At 66.3% G+C, this 16658-nt stretch carries 16 protein-coding genes and 1 pseudogene; 6 read left to right on the top strand and 11 right to left on the bottom strand.

Annotated features, from left to right (window positions below; translation table 11 throughout):
• Positions 1–51 precede the first annotated feature (51 nt).
• On the bottom strand, positions 52–852 hold the full coding sequence (locus NL241_RS14245) for a thymidylate synthase (protein WP_487692427.1): 801 nt from the start codon (positions 850–852) through the stop codon (positions 52–54).
• A 42-nt stretch (positions 853–894) separates the two neighbouring features.
• Here NL241_RS14245 and NL241_RS14240 point away from each other — a divergent pair, with 42 nt between their 5' ends.
• Positions 895–1632, top strand: a complete 738-nt coding sequence (locus NL241_RS14240) for a dienelactone hydrolase family protein (RefSeq protein ID WP_494397875.1) — start codon at positions 895–897, stop codon at positions 1630–1632.
• A gap of 21 nt (positions 1633–1653) precedes the next feature.
• Complete coding sequence (locus NL241_RS14235; protein WP_494397874.1) at positions 1654–2586, top strand: HpcH/HpaI aldolase/citrate lyase family protein; 933 nt, start codon at positions 1654–1656, stop codon at positions 2584–2586.
• A 7-nt stretch (positions 2587–2593) separates the two neighbouring features.
• On the opposite strand, the gene NL241_RS14230 is transcribed toward NL241_RS14235, so the two are convergent.
• Genes NL241_RS14230 through dapB form a run of 4 tightly spaced genes read right to left on the bottom strand, consistent with a single transcriptional unit; the run spans position 2594 to position 4713 of the window.
• The gene (locus NL241_RS14230) at positions 2594–3061 is read right to left on the bottom strand and encodes a hypothetical protein (RefSeq protein WP_487692424.1); all 468 of its coding nucleotides are present in this window, start codon (positions 3059–3061) and stop codon (positions 2594–2596) included.
• 8 nt (positions 3062–3069) lie between these two features.
• Positions 3070–3522, bottom strand: coding sequence for a flavodoxin family protein (locus NL241_RS14225; RefSeq protein ID WP_487692423.1), 453 nt, complete (start codon positions 3520–3522; stop codon positions 3070–3072).
• Positions 3519–3974, bottom strand: coding sequence for a hypothetical protein (locus NL241_RS14220; protein ID WP_494397873.1), 456 nt, complete (start codon positions 3972–3974; stop codon positions 3519–3521). Before NL241_RS14220 ends, NL241_RS14225 begins: the two co-directional genes overlap by 4 nt.
• A gap of 4 nt (positions 3975–3978) precedes the next feature.
• Positions 3979–4713, bottom strand: a complete 735-nt coding sequence (dapB, locus tag NL241_RS14215) for a 4-hydroxy-tetrahydrodipicolinate reductase (protein WP_494397872.1) — start codon at positions 4711–4713, stop codon at positions 3979–3981.
• 66 nt (positions 4714–4779) lie between these two features.
• On the opposite strand from dapB, the pseudogene NL241_RS14210 reads away from it, so the two are divergent.
• Together NL241_RS14210 and NL241_RS14205 are read left to right on the top strand one after the other, a co-directional pair.
• Positions 4780–6041 (top strand): annotated as a pseudogene (locus NL241_RS14210) (HNH endonuclease).
• Between the two features lie 128 nt (positions 6042–6169).
• Positions 6170–8365 carry a molybdopterin-containing oxidoreductase family protein gene (locus tag NL241_RS14205; RefSeq protein ID WP_494397871.1) on the top strand — a complete coding sequence of 732 codons (2196 nt, stop codon included), beginning with the start codon at positions 6170–6172 and terminating at the stop codon, positions 8363–8365.
• Between the two features lie 4 nt (positions 8366–8369).
• On the opposite strand, the gene NL241_RS14200 is transcribed toward NL241_RS14205, so the two are convergent.
• Both NL241_RS14200 and aldR read right to left on the bottom strand, forming a co-directional pair.
• Positions 8370–9044 carry a YoaK family protein gene (locus NL241_RS14200; RefSeq protein WP_487692418.1) on the bottom strand — a complete coding sequence of 225 codons (675 nt, stop codon included), beginning with the start codon at positions 9042–9044 and terminating at the stop codon, positions 8370–8372.
• Positions 9041–9556, bottom strand: coding sequence for an HTH-type transcriptional regulator AldR (gene aldR, locus NL241_RS14195; protein ID WP_487692417.1), 516 nt, complete (start codon positions 9554–9556; stop codon positions 9041–9043). Before aldR ends, NL241_RS14200 begins: the two co-directional genes overlap by 4 nt.
• Before the next feature lie 99 nt (positions 9557–9655).
• On the opposite strand from aldR, the gene ald reads away from it, so the two are divergent.
• Entirely contained in the window at positions 9656–10768 is a 1113-nt protein-coding gene (ald, locus tag NL241_RS14190; RefSeq protein ID WP_487692416.1) for an alanine dehydrogenase, read from the top strand.
• Between the two features lie 109 nt (positions 10769–10877).
• Positions 10878–11438 (top strand): DUF4334 domain-containing protein, encoded by a 561-nt coding sequence (locus NL241_RS14185; RefSeq protein WP_494397870.1) that lies wholly within the window; start codon positions 10878–10880, stop codon positions 11436–11438.
• A gap of 10 nt (positions 11439–11448) precedes the next feature.
• On the opposite strand, the gene bla is transcribed toward NL241_RS14185, so the two are convergent.
• The 4 genes from bla to rpsO form a co-directional block, all read right to left on the bottom strand.
• Positions 11449–12345 (bottom strand): class A beta-lactamase, encoded by an 897-nt coding sequence (bla, locus tag NL241_RS14180; RefSeq protein ID WP_494397869.1) that lies wholly within the window; start codon positions 12343–12345, stop codon positions 11449–11451.
• A gap of 8 nt (positions 12346–12353) precedes the next feature.
• Positions 12354–13682, bottom strand: a complete 1329-nt coding sequence (locus NL241_RS14175) for a M16 family metallopeptidase (RefSeq protein ID WP_487692412.1) — start codon at positions 13680–13682, stop codon at positions 12354–12356.
• Positions 13660–15936, bottom strand: coding sequence for a polyribonucleotide nucleotidyltransferase (locus NL241_RS14170; protein WP_487692411.1), 2277 nt, complete (start codon positions 15934–15936; stop codon positions 13660–13662). Before NL241_RS14170 ends, NL241_RS14175 begins: the two co-directional genes overlap by 23 nt.
• A gap of 353 nt (positions 15937–16289) precedes the next feature.
• Positions 16290–16559: a 30S ribosomal protein S15 gene (gene rpsO / locus NL241_RS14165; RefSeq protein ID WP_060999682.1), complete on the bottom strand. Its 270-nt coding sequence runs from the start codon at positions 16557–16559 to the stop codon at positions 16290–16292.
• Between the last annotated feature and the right edge of the window lie 99 nt (positions 16560–16658).

Raw genomic sequence — 16658 nt, 5'->3', positions numbered from 1 at the left:
TTGCACCGCCTTGGACGCCGGCAACGCGCTGCGCCCAGATCAGACCGAGTGTCACACCGCCACCGGCGCCTTGATGCCCGGATGGGGGTCGTAGTTCTTGATCTCGATATCCTCGTAGGTGTAGTCGAAAATCGAATCACGGTGTGCCAGAACAAGTTCGGGATACGGCCGAGGCTCGCGACCGAGCTGCAGGTTCACCTGGTCGACGTGGTTGTCGTAGATGTGACAGTCGCCGCCGGTCCAGACGAACTCGCCGACGCCCAACCCGGCCTGCGCCGCCATCATGTGCGTCAGCAGCGCGTAGGAAGCGATGTTGAACGGGACACCCAGGAACAGGTCGGCGCTGCGCTGGTACAGCTGGCAGGACAACGCGCCGTCGGCGACGTAGAACTGGAAGAAGGCATGACAGGGCGGCAACGCCATCTGCGGGATCTCGCCGACATTCCAGGCCGAAACGATGTTGCGGCGCGAATCCGGGTCGGTCTTCAGCAGGTCCAGCGCAGCGCTGATCTGGTCGATGTGCTCACCGGACGGCGTGGGCCACGAGCGCCACTGCACCCCGTACACCGGACCGAGTTCACCTGTCTCGCTGGCCCATTCGTCCCAGATCGTCACCCCGTGCTCCTGCAGCCAGCGCACGTTGGAGTCCCCGCGCAGGAACCACAGCAACTCGTAGACGATGGACTTCAGGTGCACCTTCTTGGTGGTGATCAGCGGGAAGCCGGCGGACAGGTCGTACCGCAGTTGATGCCCGAACAGGCTGCGTGTTCCGGTACCGGTGCGGTCGGACTTGGGGGTGCCCTGCTCGAGCACGAGACGCAGCAGGTCTTCGTACGGGGTCGGGATCGGCACGCCGTCAGCTTACGTGCCGAACGCTGGAGTAGAACGGACACCATGCCGACGATCACCGATACCGTCACGACTCCGGACGGGACCTGCCCGATCACCTTCGCGACCCCCGACGGGAACGGTCCCTGGCCCGGGGTGGTCATGTACCCCGACGCCGGCGGAGTGCGCGCCACATTCGACGAGATGGCCACCAAGCTGGCCGGCTACGGCTACGCCGTCCTGGTGCCCGACGTGTACTACCGCAGCGGGACGTGGGAACCGTTCGACATGGCGACGGTGTTCGGTGACCAGGAGGAACGCAAGCGGCTGTTCGGGATGATCAGCTCGGTCACCCAGGAGGCGATGGCCACCGACGCCAGCGCATTCTTCGACTACCTGGCGGCGCGTGAGGACGTGCGCGGCGAAACCTTCGGTACCACCGGTTACTGCATGGGTGGGCGCACCTCGATCGTGGTTGCCGGCCGGGTGCCCGAGCGGGTGGCCGCGGCGATGTCCTTCCACGGCGGTGGGTTGGTCACCGACGCCGAGGACAGCCCGCATCTTCGCGCCGAAGCGATCCGCGCCAGGGTGTACGTGGGCGGCGCCGAGAACGACCAGTCGTTCACGAAAACCGACGCCGAGACCCTGGACAAGGCTCTGACCGCCGCCGGGGTGCAGCACACGGTCGAGATCTACCCCGCCGGACATGGTTTCGCGGTGCCCGACAACGCCCCCTATGACGAGGCGGCAGCGGCCCGGCACTGGGATGCCATACGCGAGGTGTTCGGTCAGGCCCTGAAGTAGCGTCGTGCGACCATAGGGCCCGTGTATGACCAGGTGGACCACGAACCCCTCTCCGACAACCACCCCGCCGGCTCGCGGATAGACCCGGTACTGGCCCGGAGCTGGCTTCTGGTCAACGGCGCCCAGTACGAACGGTTCGCCGCCGCTGCCCGCTCGCGGGCCGACATCGTCGTCCTCGACATCGAGGATGCCGTTGCCCCCAAAGACAAGGTGGCCGCCCGCGGCAACGTCACCCGCTGGCTGGCCGAGGGCAACAGTGACTGGGTGCGCATCAACGGTTTCGGTACTCCGTGGTGGGCCGACGACCTGGACACACTGGCCGGGACGTCCCTCGGCGGGGTGATGCTGGCGATGGTCGAATCGGTGGACCACGTGACCGAGACCGCAAAGCGGCTGCCCGGTGTGCCGATCGTGGCTTTGGTCGAGACCGCGCGCGGCCTCGAGCGCATCACCGAGATCGCGTCCGCGAAAGGAACATTCCGGCTGGCGTTCGGTATCGGCGACTTCCGCCGTGACACCGGCTTCGGCGACAACCCGGCCACCCTGGCCTATGCCCGCTCACGCTTCACCATCGCGGCCAAGGCAGCCCACCTGCCCAGCGCCATCGACGGGCCCACCATCGGTAGCGGGGCGTTGAAGCTCATCGAGGCCACCGCCGTGTCGACCGAATTCGGGATGACCGGCAAGATCTGTCTGACACCGGACCAGTGCGGCACGGTCAACGAGGGATTGTCACCGTCGAAGGACGAGATCAGTTGGGCGAAAGAGTTTTTCGTCGAGTTCGAACGCGACGGCGGCGAGATCCGCAACGGCTCCGACCTACCGCGTATCGCGAGGGCGAACAAGATCCTGGATCTGGCCAGGGCGTACGGTATCGAGGAATCAGATGCCGGCGACGACTTCGACGACGAGGGTGTGCACGCGCCCGCTCCGTCGGACACCTACCACTACTGAAGCCCGCTCACTGCGCCTTCTCGCCGCGCCGCCGCGACTGCATGAATGTGGCCAGGGCTCTCAGGATGCCACGGGCGGCGTAGACGCCGGCGATCAACGACACCACGATCATCACCACGAACGTCGGCAACCAGTTCGACCGGCTGTGGCTGACGTTCCACCAGATGATGGCGAAGAGGACCGTGCAGATGAACACCACGATGTCGCGCCAGTTGCCCTGGTAGGACGTCGCCAGTTGCCGGATCTCACGGTTCTTGTCGACCGCGGCGATCAGGTCATCGATGCGCAGGTTGATCACCCGCTGCAGTTCGGCGCGACGTTCCACCTGCTCGGGCGGAATCTGGTCCAGGAGTTCCATGTCCTGTTTGATCACAGCGCGCACGTCGGGCGCCCGCAGGTTTCCCGCCGCCAGACCGAGCAGCGCACCCCCGGCGATCGGCGCCCCGGCCAGGGCGAGTTCAGCGATACCGGGCATGGTTCCCCCTAGTTCATCAACGTCGCGGCGAGCGTGCCGCCCAGCTCGTAGGCACTCTCGCGCACGGCGGCGTCCACCGCACCGGTGACTTCCAGGACGTCGGCCGCTTTGGTGAGCGACAGGCCGGCGGCCAGCCGTTCGACCGCGGCGACGGCCCCGGCGGTGTCGTTGTTTCCGTGTACCCACAGACCGTAGGGCCGTCCGGCCACGTGGTCCAGGATCGGGTAGTACACCGTGTCGAAGAAGTGCTTGAGCGCCCCCGACATGTAACCGAAGTTGGCAGTGGTACCGAACAGGAAGCCGTCGGCGTTCAGCGCGTCCGGCACCGTGGCCGCCAGCGCCGGCCGCACCTCGACATCCACACCGGAGATCTCGGGGTCACGGGCGCCCCGCAGCACCGCTTCCAGAAGTTCCCGCGTTCCGGGCGACGGGGTGTGGTGCACCACCAACAGGGTGCTCACCGCCGCTCTTTCTCCATCTCCACCGCGGTGCGCATAGCCTCGCGGGCGCGGCTGCGATCACCGGCGTAGTCGTAGGCCCGGGCCACGCGGTACCAGCGCACCCAATTGTCCGGATCGGCGTCGAGTTCGGCGCGCACCGTGTTGAACAGCGCGTCGGCGGCGTCACGTTCGATACGGCCGGATGCCCGGCGCGGCAGGTCACTGACGTCGAGATCCATTCCGGCCTCGGCGGCCTGCCGCGCCAGCCGCTGGTGCGCGAACCCGGCGCGCACGGTGGCGACCATGGCCCACGCCCCCACCACCGGCAGCAACAGCAAGGCGATGCCCAGGCCCACGGGTGCGATACGGCCGTCGGCAATGAGCGCCACCGCGATGCGCCCGAGCATCACGAAGTACAGGACCAGGGCCACGCAGAAGAACCCGATCAGGATCTGCGTGCGCACCGCCTTCATCTGTCTACAGGTCCATCAGCGGTTCGATGCCCACCGTCAGGCCGGGCCGTTGCGCGACGCTGCGGACCGCCAGCAGCACACCGGGCACGAATGAGGTGCGGTCGATGCTGTCGTGGCGGATGGTGAGCGTCTCACCCTGAGTACCGAACAGCACTTCCTGGTGCGCGACGAGCCCGGCCAACCGGACCGAGTGGACCGGAACGCCGTCGACGTCAGCACCCCGCGCGCCCTCCAGGCCTGTGCTGGTGGCATCGGGGTTGGGAGGCAGGTCTTTTCGGGCCTCGGCGATGAGTTTGGCGGTTCGCGCCGCGGTGCCCGAGGGAGCGTCGGCTTTGTAGGGGTGGTGCAGCTCGATGACCTCGACGGACTCGAAGAACCGTGCCGCCCGCTGCGCGAAGTGCATCGACAGCACCGCTCCGATGGCGAAGTTCGGCGCGATCAGCACAGCGGTCCCGGGCTTGGCGGCCAGCCAGGATCTCACCTGGTCGAGGCGTTCATCGGTGAAACCGGTGGTGCCCACCACAGCGTGAATACCGTTGTCGATGAGGAACTTCAGGTTGTCCATCACGACGCTGGGATGGGTGAAATCGATGACGACCTCGGTGTCACTCTCAGTCAGGACCGACAGTGAATCTCCGGCGTCCACCTCCGCCGACAGGGTGAGGTCCTCGGCGTCCTTCACCGCCGCAACCATGGTCGCCCCGACTTTGCCCTTGGCCCCCAACACTGCTACTCGCATGGGAAGCAGCGTAGTCAGCCTTGCGGTCCGGGAGTTTGTCACCCCGTTGCCCTAGGCTTCGAAAGTATGTTCGATGAGTTGACGCAGGAGGGCCGGATCGCCCGGATCGCGGAGCTGGAACGCCTGAAATCGGTGCACGCCGCCGAGCAGGCCCGGCTGACCGCCCAGTTCGCGCGATACACCGCGCCGAGGAAGAAGCCCGCGGGGTCCCGGCGGCCAAACGGGGTCGCGGGGTGGGCGCCCAGATCGCCCTGGCCCGCCGCGATTCACCCAACAAAGGTGGGCGCCACCTCGGCTTCGCCCGCGCCCTGGTCCACGAGATGCCCCACACCCTGGCCGCCCTGGCCGCCGGGGCGCTCTCGGAGTGGCGGGCCAGCCTGATCGTCAAGGAATCGGCGTGCCTGTCGGTGCAGCATCGCCGCCAACTCGACGATGAGATGTGCGCCGACCAGGCCCGGTTGGCGGGGTGCGGGGATGCCCGCATCCAGGCCGATGCCAAAGCGATCGCCTATCGCCTCGACCCGCACGCGGTGGTCGAACGCGCCGCCCGCGCCGAAACGGAACGCGCCGTGTGGATCCGCCCGGCCCCGGACTGCATGACCTATGTGACCGCGCTGCTTCCGGTCGCCCAAGGGGTGTCGGTGTATGCAGCCTTGAAGCACGAAGCCGATGTCAGCGCCGATGGGCGTAGCCGCGGAAACGTCATGGCCGACACCCTGGTGGCGCGGGTGACCGGGCGGGCGGCGGGCACCGCGGTGCCGGTGGCGGTCAACCTGGTGCTCTCCGATGACACCCTGATGGGTGGGGACGAGCCGGCCGTCCTCAGTGACTACGGGCCCGTTCCGGCGGAGATCGCGTGCAGGTTGATCGAGCGGGCGGTCACCGACGCGGACTCCAAGGCCACCCTGCGGCGGTTGTATGCCCGGCCCGACAGCGCGGCGTTGGTGGCGATGGACTCCACCGCGCGGCGGTTCCCGAAAGGACTGGCGCGGTTCATCCGGTTGCGGGACCAGCGCTGCCGTACCCCGTACTGCGATGCTCCGATCCGCCACCTTGATCACATCACCAGTCGCGCCTGGGGCGGACCCACCTCCGCCGACAACGGCCAGGGGTTGTGTGAACACTGCAACTACGTCAAAGAACTCGCCCACTGGAAAGCCGAAACCGGCGCCGACGTGGTGGGCCGGCACACCACCGACCTGACCACCCCCACCGGCCAACGACACCACAGCCTGGCCCCACCGATCCTGCCCGGCCGCCGAAGATTCGACTACAGCGACATCGAAACCCACGCCCGCATCACCCTCTACAACCTGCACGCAGCCTGAGCAGGCGGTCCGATGTGAGGGGCAGCGGTGTGTGTCACAGCACCTTAATGCCAAGGCAATTGCGTAGCCACACTCCTGAGGGTTACTGGGAAGCACGAAAACTCCGCCAGCCCCCAGGAGAAATCGCCATGACCCTTGCTGCCGAAACCCCCGCGGCCGAATCGGAATCGCTCGCAGGCAAGAACCTGACCATCGTGCGGGGCGCGTGCCCACACGACTGCCCCGATACGTGCGCCATGCTCTATCACGTCGAAGACGGCACTCTTGTCGGCGTCAAAGGCGACCCGGACCATCCGATGACCCGCGGCGGCCTGTGCGTGAAGGTGAAGAACTTCCACGAGCATCACTATCAATCGGATCGCTTGTTGTATCCGATGCGGCGTGTCGGCGCCAAGGGCGCAGGGGAATTCGAGCGGATCACCTGGAATGAGGCGCTCGGCGAAATCAAGCAGCGCTGGACGGAGATCATCGACACCTATGGCAGCCAGGCGATCATGCCGCACGCCTACCTCGGCCACCAAGGGGTGCTCAACGGTCTGACCGCCGGGGACGCGTTCTTCAACCGGCTGGGATCCACGGTTGCCGAGAAAACGTACTGCGAGTCCGGCTCGTCGACCGCGTGGCACATGACTGTGGGCGGGTCGGGCGGACTCGATGTGGAATCAATGGCGCATTCGAAATACATCATCGTCTGGGGCATGAACATGACCAGCACGAACCTGCACGGGTGGCCGTTCCTACTCGAGGCGCGAAAACGCCACGGCGCCAAGATCGTTGTCATCGATCCGGTGCACAACCGCACGGCCCGCCAAGCCGACTGGCACATCCCCATCCGGCCGGGCACCGACGGCGCACTGGCGCTGGGCATGATCCACGAGATCATCGCCCAGGGCCTCGTCGACACCGATTATGTCGAGAGGTACACCGTCGGCTACGACGAGTTGGCCGCCCGCGCCCAGAGCTTCCCGCCCGAACGGGTGGAAGAGATCACCGGCATTCCCGCCGATGACGTCCGCACCCTGGCCCGCGAGTACGCCACCAGCCAGCCCTCGGCCATCCGTCAAGGTGTTGCGCTGGAGCGCAGTCGTGGTGGCGGGCAGGCGATTCGGGCGATCACCTGCCTGCCCGCATTGGTGGGTGCCTGGCGCCACGTGGGCGGTGGCACCATGGAGATGCCCATCTGGGAGTTCCCCACTCAGTTCGACAAGATCTGTATGCCGCAGTGGATCCCCGAGGGCACTCGGGTGGTCAACGAACTCGATCTCGGTAAGGCATTGACCGGCGAACTGGAACTGGATCCGCCCATCAAATCGCTGTTCGTCTACAACTCGAACCCGGTGTCACAAGGCCCCGCTCAGCAGAAGCTGATGGACGGCCTGATGCGCGACGACCTGTTCACCGTCGTCAGTGAGCACTTCATCACCGACACAGCGAAATTCGCCGATATCGTATTGCCGGCCACCATGCAGGCCGAGCAACTCGACATCATGGTGACCTGGGGCCACCTGTACATCTCCTTGAACCAGCCGGCCATCGCCGCGCCCGGCGAGTGTGTACCGAATGTGGAACTATTCCGCAGGCTGGCGGCCACGATGGGTTTCGATGAGGACTACTGGAAACGCACCGACCGCGAGATGCTGATCGACTTCCACGACTGGGACGCCCCCGCTCTGCAAGGCATCACGTTCGAGAAGCTGGAGGAGGTGGGGTGGATGCGGCTGAACGTCGGCGCTCCCGACACCAGGGCGCCACACGCCGAGGGCAACTTCCCGACTCCGTCCGGCAAATGCGAATTCCGGTCCAGCCTGGCCGAGGGCGGCAATTTTGTGGTGCCGGTCTGGCGCTCGATGTACGAAGCGATGCAGCCGGGTGGCTACATCGACCCGGTACCCGACTACGTCCCGCCGTTCGAATCGCGACACTCCAATCCCGAACTGGCCGAGCGCTTTCCACTCAACATCATCTCGCCCAAACCGCACGCCTTCCTCAACAGTCAATACGGCAACGCACCGGACAAGCAGGCCGCCCAGGGCGAGTTCCGGCTGTTCATCCATCCGGCCGATGCCACCGAGCGCGGGATCGCCGACGGGGATTTGGTGCGGGTGTTCAACGACCGCGGCGCTTTCGAGGTGCCGGCAGTGCTCGACACCGGCCTGATGGTCGGGTTGGTCATGTCGAATGTGGGTTACTGGCAGGACAAACCGTCGGGCACCACGGTCAACGTCATCACCTCCGACCGCCACTGTGAGTTCGGCAACGCCGGGGTGTACGGAGACAACCTGGTGGAAGTGGAGAAGGTCGTCGATCAGGCGATCGCCGTCTGAGAGGTCAGCGCAGTCGGCTCTCATCAATGACGAACAACAACAGGGTCACAGCGAGGATCACCGCGGGCACCCAGATGGCGTGCACTCCCCAAGCCGAGGAGATGACGGCTCCGACCACCGCGCCACCGGAGAACGCGACGATCAGGGCGCCGTACACACCGAATGCCCGCCGCCCCTCCTGGCGCTTCTCGACGACGCCGTCGTAGCCGGCTTCGACGAATCGCATCAGGTTGCCGGTGGTCGCCACCGGCAGGTAGGCCAGGTCGCCGATATTGCGGAACAGACCTATCTGCACGGCGGCCAGAAAAGAGATGGGTACCGTCACATAGCTGTGCGGGACCGATTCGGGCACGAAGCCGATCACCGCCAACACCACGGCCTGCACCGCCATGGTCCAGCGAAGCGGGTGCGGGACGACCACATCCGCACGGCCGGACTTGATGTGGGCCGCCAACGCCACCCCGGCGATGAACGCCAGCAGCGGCCAGACGTGGGCGAACGCGGCGGCAATCTTGGCCTGGGAGACATCGATGGCGAACAGGATCACGTTGCCGGTCTGCACGTTCGCGAACACACCGCCGCGCGCCACGTAGGTGTAGGCATCCAGGAAGCCGTTGGCCAGAGTGAGCAGCAGCGCAAACCACAACGTGCGCGTGCGCGCACTGTCCGGGCCGGTCACAACGGCGCGGCCCCACGTAGATGTTCGAAGATCAGCGACGTCTGGGTGCCGGCCACGTCGGCATCGGCGTTGAGGTTCTCGACCACGAACGCACGCAGATCATCGGTGTCACGCGCCGCGACGTGCAAGATGAAGTCGTCGGCGCCGGCCAGGAAGTAGACGTCCATCACCTGCGGCTTGCTCCGGATCTGCGCAATGAAGTTGCGGATCTTGCCGCGGGCGTTCGACTGCAGGCTCACCGAGATCATCGCCTGCAGCGACAAGCCGATCGCCGACGGATCGATGTCGGTGTAGAAGCCGCGGATCACTCCCATCTCCTGCAGCCGACGCACCCGGCCGTGGCAGGTGGACGCCGCGATACCCGCCGCCTCCGCCAACGCGCTGTTGGAGATCCGGGCGTCCGCGTGCAACGTGGTGAGGATCCGCCGGTCCACGTCATCGAGCTCAGCGGGCCGAACATCCTTCGGTTGCGGAGGTCGACGGGTCGACGATCCTGGGGATTCTTCTGGCATAGTGCGACCTTACCGAATCTTCATCGATCTTATTGCCATCTAGTTGTTGTTTCTTCACACTTGAGGTCAATACCAGCAGGCCTCAACCCAGGAGCGATCATGCGAGTCGGCATCCCGACCGAGATCAAGAACAACGAATACCGCGTCGCCATCACCCCGGCCGGCGTGGCCGAACTGGTCCGTCGCGGCCATGATGTCGCCATCCAGGCAGGCGCGGGCGACGGCTCGGCGATCTCCGATACCGACTTCAAGGCCGCCGGCGCCGAGATCGTCGCCACCGCCGACCAGGTGTGGGCCGAGGCCGACCTGCTGCTCAAGGTGAAAGAGCCGATCGAGTCCGAGTACAGCCGGATGCGCCAGGGCCAGACGCTGTTCACCTACCTGCATCTGGCCGCCTCGCGGCCGTGCACCGATGCACTGCTGGCCTCGGGAACGACGTCGATCGCCTACGAGACGGTGCAGACCGCAGACGGTGCGCTTCCTCTCTTGGCCCCCATGAGCGAGGTGGCCGGCCGGCTCTCCGCCCAGGTGGGCGCCTATCACCTGATGCGCACTCAGGGCGGACGCGGTGTGTTGATGGGCGGCGTTCCCGGCGTGGCCCCCGCCAACGTCGTGGTGATCGGCGGTGGCATGGCCGGCTACAACGCCGCCCGTATCGCCAAGGGCATGGGTGCGCGAGTCACCGTCTTCGATCTGAACATCAACACCCTCCGCAAGATCGACAACGAGAGCGGCGGCCAGATCGAGACGCGCTACTCCTCCGCCCTCGACCTCGAGACCGCGGTCAAGGATGCCGACCTGGTGATCGGCGCGGTGCTGGTCCCAGGCGCCAAGGCACCCAAGCTGGTGACGAATTCGACTGTCGCACAGATGAAGCCGGGCGCGGTCTTGGTCGACATCGCCATCGATCAGGGCGGTTGCTTCGAGGATTCCCGGCCCACCACCCATGACGACCCGACGTTCGCGGTGCACGACACGGTGTTCTACTGCGTGGCCAACATGCCGGGCTCGGTGCCGCGCACCTCGACCTACGCGCTGACCAACGCCACCATGCCGTACGTGCTCAAACTGGCCGACAAGGGCTGGCGGGCCGCGTGCCAGAGCGACGCCGCGCTGGCCAAGGGCCTGTCCACTCACGAGGGCGGCCTGCTGTCCGAGCAGGTGGCCACCGACCTGGGACTGCCGTTCACCGATCCCGCGTCGGTGCTCTGACCATACGACTTCCCTTCACATCGCCCGGCCGGCTGCCATGCCCGGCCGGGCGATGACCTTTCCGGGGCACCATCCTTTGACAGGTGTCAAGTATGGTGGAGGGGTGATCGTGAGCAGTGTTCTCAAAGACGTTCTTCCCAGCGCACCCACCACCACCGCCGAGGCGTGCACCGTGTTCGACGCGGCACCTGCCGTCGCCCCCGAATTCATGATCGGTACCTGGCACGGCGCCGAACTGCCGACGGGGCATCCCCTCGACGGCTTCCTGGCGGCCAGTGGATGGTGGGGCAAACAGTTCGTGGACGCCGAGACGGTACACCCGCTGCTGTTCCCGACCGCCGACGACTCCGGGCTGTGGGCACTCAATCCGGTGCTGGCATTCGGCGGCTTGGGGGTGGCGGCCAAACTTCCGGGCGTGAAGAAGAGGTCGTTCGAGCGCCCGATCTCCGCCCTCCGATCGGTACTGCAGACCCGCGCCCCCAAGGCCCGGTTGCGGACCACCCGCTACCGCGGCACCGATACCGCGACGATGATCTACGACCAGCTGCCGATCAACGACGTGTTCCGGCAGCTGTCCGACGACGCGGTGATCGGCGCGATGGACTTGCGCGGCTCGAACCGCCCGTACTTCTTCGTGCTGCGCCGCGACAACTCGCTGCCCGTCCTCTGACCGAGGAGCGCTAGCCGATCAGCGCGGGCAGCACCAGCGCGGCGATCTCCGGCATGACCGGCCGGAAGCCCTCAGCCTCGGAGTCGTCGCTCGCCGACCGCACCATCACCGACAACACCACGGGTCGCGCGGGGCCCTCCGGGGGACCCCAAGCCACACCGACGTCGTTGGTGGTGCCGTAGTCGCCACTGCCGGTCTTGTCCGCGAAGGTCCACCCCGGGGGCAGTCCCGGTCGCAGGCTCGAGGTCGCGTTCGTGGTCATCCAGTCCACGAGTTGCGTGCGAGCCTGCGGCCCCAGAGCCGTACCGGTGATCAGGTCGCGGAACCCATTGCCCAGTGCCTGCGGGGTGCTGGTGTCACGGAGATCGCCGGGCACCGCGGCGTTGAGTTCGGTCTCCCAGCGATCCAGCCGGCTCTCCTGATCGCCGATACTGCGGGCGAAATCGGTGATGGCCTGCGGGCCGCCGATGACCTGGAGGAGATAGTTCGAGGCGGCGTTGTCACTGCGCTGCAGCGCTGCTGCACACAGCTCCGACAGCGTGACCGGCTGCCCGACCCGCGTTTCCGTGATCGGCGAGTTCGGCAGCAGGTCCGCCTCCTGCACGGTCACCGTATCGCTCAAGGCCAACTCGCCCCGTTCCGAGCTCTGCAGGATCCGGGCGGCCAGGTATGCCTTGAACGTCGAACACATTGCGAAGCGCTCCAGATCGCGGTGCGCGACGGTGCGCCCGGATCGCAGGTCAACAGCGAAGATGCCGATGCGCGCGTTGTGCCGGTGCTCCAGTGCGACGATGCTGTCCGTGAGCGAGGAGGGTTCGGCCAGCGCCGGCCGCGTTCCCAGGGCGGCCAAGGCGGTGAGGGCCGCTCCACCAGCCAGGACGTTTCGTCTGGTTACCCTCACCGTCATGCGCCTCCCTATCTGACGATTCTCCGAAGTGGTTGCGGTAGTGACCTTTTGGTGACACCAGGGCCGAGTACAGCGGCACCGTACTGCTTGTTCAACAGCGTACGCGCCACGGCATTGACCTCGTCCAGGGTCACCGCTTCGATCTGGTCCAGGCTCTCCGACAGGCTGCGGTGCCGCCCGTAGTTGAGCTCGCTGCGACCGATCCGGTGCATCCGCGAGGCCGAATCCTCCAGCCCCAGCACCATTCCGCCCCGCAGCGAACCTTTGGCGATCCGGCATTCGTTCTCGGTGATGCCGTCGCGGGCCACCGCTTCCAATACATCGGTGGTCACCGTGATCACGTCATCGAACCGCTCCGGCAGGCAGGCTGCATAAACCGACAACGCTCCGCTGTCGGAGAAGGTGTCCACCGACGAGTACACCGAGTAGGCCAGACCGCGGGATTCCCGGATCTGTTGGAACAGACGGGAACTGAGACCTCCACCGAGGGCGGTGTTGAGCACGGTCAACGCCCACCGGTGTTCCCAGTGCCGGCCCGGTGAACGCACACCCAACAGCACATGCGTCTGTTCGGAGTCACGCTGCACCACCTGCAGTGCGGGAGTCCCCGTCACCCGGCCGGTGCCCTTGCGCGGCTGCTGGGGTTGCTTACCGGCGCGCAGATGGGGACCGAAATGTTCGCGCACCAGCGCGAGCACCTCGTCGTGGTCGATGTTGCCGGCAACCGCCACCACCATGCGTTCCGGTGTGTAGCGGCGCACATGAAAGGAATGCAGCTGCGCGCGCGTCATCGCCTCGATCGAGTCGACGCTGCCGATGACCGGCCGGCCCACCGGATGCTGACCGAACATCGCCGACAGGAACACATCCCCCAGCGCGTCTTCGGGATCGTCGTCGTGCATGGCGATCTCTTCGAGCACCACGTCACGCTCGAGCTCGACATCCTCTGTGGCACAACGGCCGTTGAGGACGACGTCGGACACCAGATCGATGGCCAGCCCGAGGTCGTTGTCCAGTACGTGGGCGTAGTAGCAGGTGTGCTCCTTGGCAGTGAACGCGTTCAGCTCACCGCCGACGGCGTCCACCGACTGGGCGATGTCCACCGCCGAGCGCGTCGGCGTCGACTTGAACAGCAGGTGTTCGAGGAAGTGCGCCGCGCCGGCCACCGTCGGCCCCTCATCACGAGAGCCGACTCCGACCCAGACACCGACCGACGCCGAGCGCACCGACGGTACGAACTCGGTGACGACGCGAAGCCCCCCAGGCAGCGTGGTACGCCTGACCCGGGAGGCCTCAGCGGCGGACTCCTGCGTACTACGAGCTGGAGGTCGCAACATCGGCAGGCGCGGAATCAGTTGCAGCTGAATCCGTTGCGTCCGCAGCTTCCTCCTCGGCGACCAGGATCAACGAGATCTTGCCGCGGTTGTCGATATCGGCGATCTCGACGCGCAGCTTGTCGCCGACCTTCACCACGTCCTCCACCTTGGCGATGCGCTTGCCGCGGCCGAGCTTGGAGATGTGGACCAGCCCGTCGCGACCCGGGAGCAACGAGACGAATGCGCCGAAATCGGTGGTCTTGACGACCGTGCCGAGGAAGCGCTCGCCCACCTTGGGCAGCTGCGGATTGGCGATCGCGTTGATCTTGTCGATCGCCGCCTGCGCCGACGGGCCGTCCGCGGCACCGACGAACACCGTGCCGTCGTCCTCGATGGAGATCTGCGCGCCGGTCTCCTCGGTGATCGAGTTGATCATCTTGCCCTTGGGCCCGATGACCTCACCGATCTTGTCGACGGGCACCTTGATGGTGGTGATCCGCGGCGCGTAGGGGCTCATCTCGTCCGGCGCGTCGATGGCTTCGGCCATCACCTCGAGGATGGTGGTCCGGGCGTCCTTGGCCTGCGCGAGCGCACCCGCGAGCACCTGCGACGGGATGCCGTCGAGCTTGGTGTCCAACTGCAGCGCGGTCACGAAGTCCTTCGTGCCGGCGACCTTGAAGTCCATGTCACCGAAGGCGTCTTCGGCGCCGAGGATGTCGGTCAGCGCGACGAAGCGACGCTCCGTCTTGCCGTCGACCTCAACATCGTCCGACACCAGACCCATGGCGATACCCGCCACCGGGGCCTTCAGCGGCACACCGGCGTTCAGCAGCGACAGGGTGGAGGCACACACCGAGCCCATGGACGTAGAACCGTTGGAGCCCAACGCTTCCGACACCTGGCGGATGGCGTAGGGGAACTCCTCGACGCTCGGCAGCACCGGCACCAGGGCCCGCTCGGCCAGCGCGCCGTGACCGATTTCGCGGCGCTTGGGCGAACCGACGCGGCCGGTTTCACCGGTGGAGTACGGCGGGAAGTTGTAGTGGTGCAGGTAGCGCTTGGTGGTCTCCGGCCCCAGCGAGTCGATCTGCTGGGCCATCTTCATCATGTCCAGCGTGGTGACACCCATGATCTGGGTTTCGCCGCGCTCGAACAGCGCGCTGCCGTGTGCGCGCGGGATGACGGCGACCTCGGCCGACAGTGCACGGATATCGGTGATGCCGCGGCCGTCGATGCGGAAGTGGTCGGTCAGGATGCGCTGGCGCACCAGCTTCTTGGTCAGCGACCGGTAGGCAGCGCCGATCTCCTTCTCGCGACCGGCGTACTGCTCGGACAGCCGCTCGAGCACCTCGACCTTGATCTCGTCGGTGCGGTCGTTGCGCTCGTTCTTGCCCGCGATGGTCAGCGCCTTGGCGAGCTCGTCGGTGGCCACCGAGGCGACCGAGTAGTAGACGTCGTCGCCGTAGTCCGGGAACACCGGGTACTCGGCGGTCTCCTTGCCGGCCGCGTTGTTCAGCTCTTCCTGCGCGGTGCACAGGGCGGCGATGAACGGCTTGGCGGCTTCGAGGCCCTCGGCCACGATGGCCTCGGTGGGAGCCTGGGCGCCACCGGCGACCAGTTCGATGACCTTGTCGGTGGCCTCGGCCTCGACCATCATGATGGCCACATCTTCTTGGCCATCGGCCGACACCTTACGGCCGGCGACCACCATGTCGAAGACAGCACCTTCGAGCTGCTCGACGGTGGGGAACGCGACCCACTGGCCGTCGATCAAGGCGACACGCACACCGCCGACCGGGCCGGAGAACGGCAGACCGGAGATCTGGGTGGACGCCGACGCGGCATTGATGGCCAGCACGTCGTACAGGTCCTGCGGGTTCAGGCTCAGCACGGTGACGACGACCTGGATCTCGTTGCGCAGACCCGACACGAACGTCGGACGCAGCGGCCGGTCGATCAGGCGGCAGGTCAGGATGGCGTCGGTGGAGGGCCGGCCCTCACGACGGAAGAACGACCCGGGGATGCGACCCGCGGCGTACATCCGCTCCTCGACGTCGATGGTCAAGGGGAAGAAGTCGAAGTGGTCTTTGGGGGTCTTGCTGGCGGTGGTGGCGCTCAGCAGCATGGTCTCGTCGTCGAGGTAGGCGACGACGGCGCCGGCGGCCTGCTGGGCCAGCCGGCCGGTTTCGAAACGAATGGTGCGGGTGCCGAAGCTCCCGTTGTCGAGGACGGCGGTGGATTCGAACACGCCTTCATCAATTTCAGCTACAGACATAGATGTCCGTCAGGGCCTCTCTGGTTCACTTTTGTTTCGCGTCGTCATGCGCGAACCTCGGTGGCTACGGCCGTCGATCGAAGCGGCCGGGCCGTCCCCGCTACCAGGGAGCCCGACAGCCACTACCGAAGACCGCCCACGTGAGACTGGTTCGTCATGACGCGCCGGAACGGATGCGCGGTTGTGCGCACCGCACCTGTTGTCTCAGCGTTTGTTGCTGCTGTTCCGCCTCCGGCTGACCGGCGCAGAACAGCCCTACTCTACACCCCGGGTTGCGGGGTTCTGGGATCTGTGCAGGCAGCACACAGCCCGCCACCGCGTGGCGGTGGCGGGCTGTGTTACGGGTGTCCGCGTCAGCGACGCAGGCCGAGACGCTCGATCAGCGAGCGGTAACGCGCGACGTCGACCTGGGCCACGTACTTCAGCAGCCGACGACGACGACCCACGAGCAGCAGCAGACCGCGCCGCGAATGGTGATCATGCTTGTGCTGCTTGAGGTGCTCGGTCAGGTCCGAGATGCGCTTGGTCAACAACGCGACCTGCGCTTCGGGCGACCCGGTGTCGGTGTCGTGCAGGCCGTACTGACCCAGGATCTCTTTTTTCTGCTCGGCGGTAAGCGCCACGAATTCACTCTTTTCTATCGGTCCGCGGATCTGAAGCCGAACCCGGCCGCCGCGAACTGCAGCACGGGTCGATGCCGCCGAAGAGTCTAACAGCGACCC

The sequence above is a fragment of the Mycolicibacterium sp. SMGY-1XX genome (genome assembly GCF_059132455.1).
This window is presented reverse-complemented; position numbering and strand designations above follow the sequence as displayed.

Coding starts and splice junctions, on each gene's coding strand:
- ald (WP_487692416.1), top strand. CDS start 9,656: ATGCGAGTCGGCATCCCGACCGAGATCAAGAACAACGAATACCGCGTC.
- bla (WP_494397869.1), bottom strand. CDS start 12,345: ATGACGGTGAGGGTAACCAGACGAAACGTCCTGGCTGGTGGAGCGGCC.
- NL241_RS14205 (WP_494397871.1), top strand. CDS start 6,170: ATGACCCTTGCTGCCGAAACCCCCGCGGCCGAATCGGAATCGCTCGCA.
- NL241_RS14220 (WP_494397873.1), bottom strand. CDS start 3,974: ATGAAGGCGGTGCGCACGCAGATCCTGATCGGGTTCTTCTGCGTGGCC.
- aldR (WP_487692417.1), bottom strand. CDS start 9,556: ATGCCAGAAGAATCCCCAGGATCGTCGACCCGTCGACCTCCGCAACCG.
- NL241_RS14170 (WP_487692411.1), bottom strand. CDS start 15,936: ATGTCTGTAGCTGAAATTGATGAAGGCGTGTTCGAATCCACCGCCGTC.
- dapB (WP_494397872.1), bottom strand. CDS start 4,713: ATGCGAGTAGCAGTGTTGGGGGCCAAGGGCAAAGTCGGGGCGACCATG.
- NL241_RS14175 (WP_487692412.1), bottom strand. CDS start 13,682: ATGTTGCGACCTCCAGCTCGTAGTACGCAGGAGTCCGCCGCTGAGGCC.
- NL241_RS14230 (WP_487692424.1), bottom strand. CDS start 3,061: ATGCCCGGTATCGCTGAACTCGCCCTGGCCGGGGCGCCGATCGCCGGG.
- NL241_RS14240 (WP_494397875.1), top strand. CDS start 895: ATGCCGACGATCACCGATACCGTCACGACTCCGGACGGGACCTGCCCG.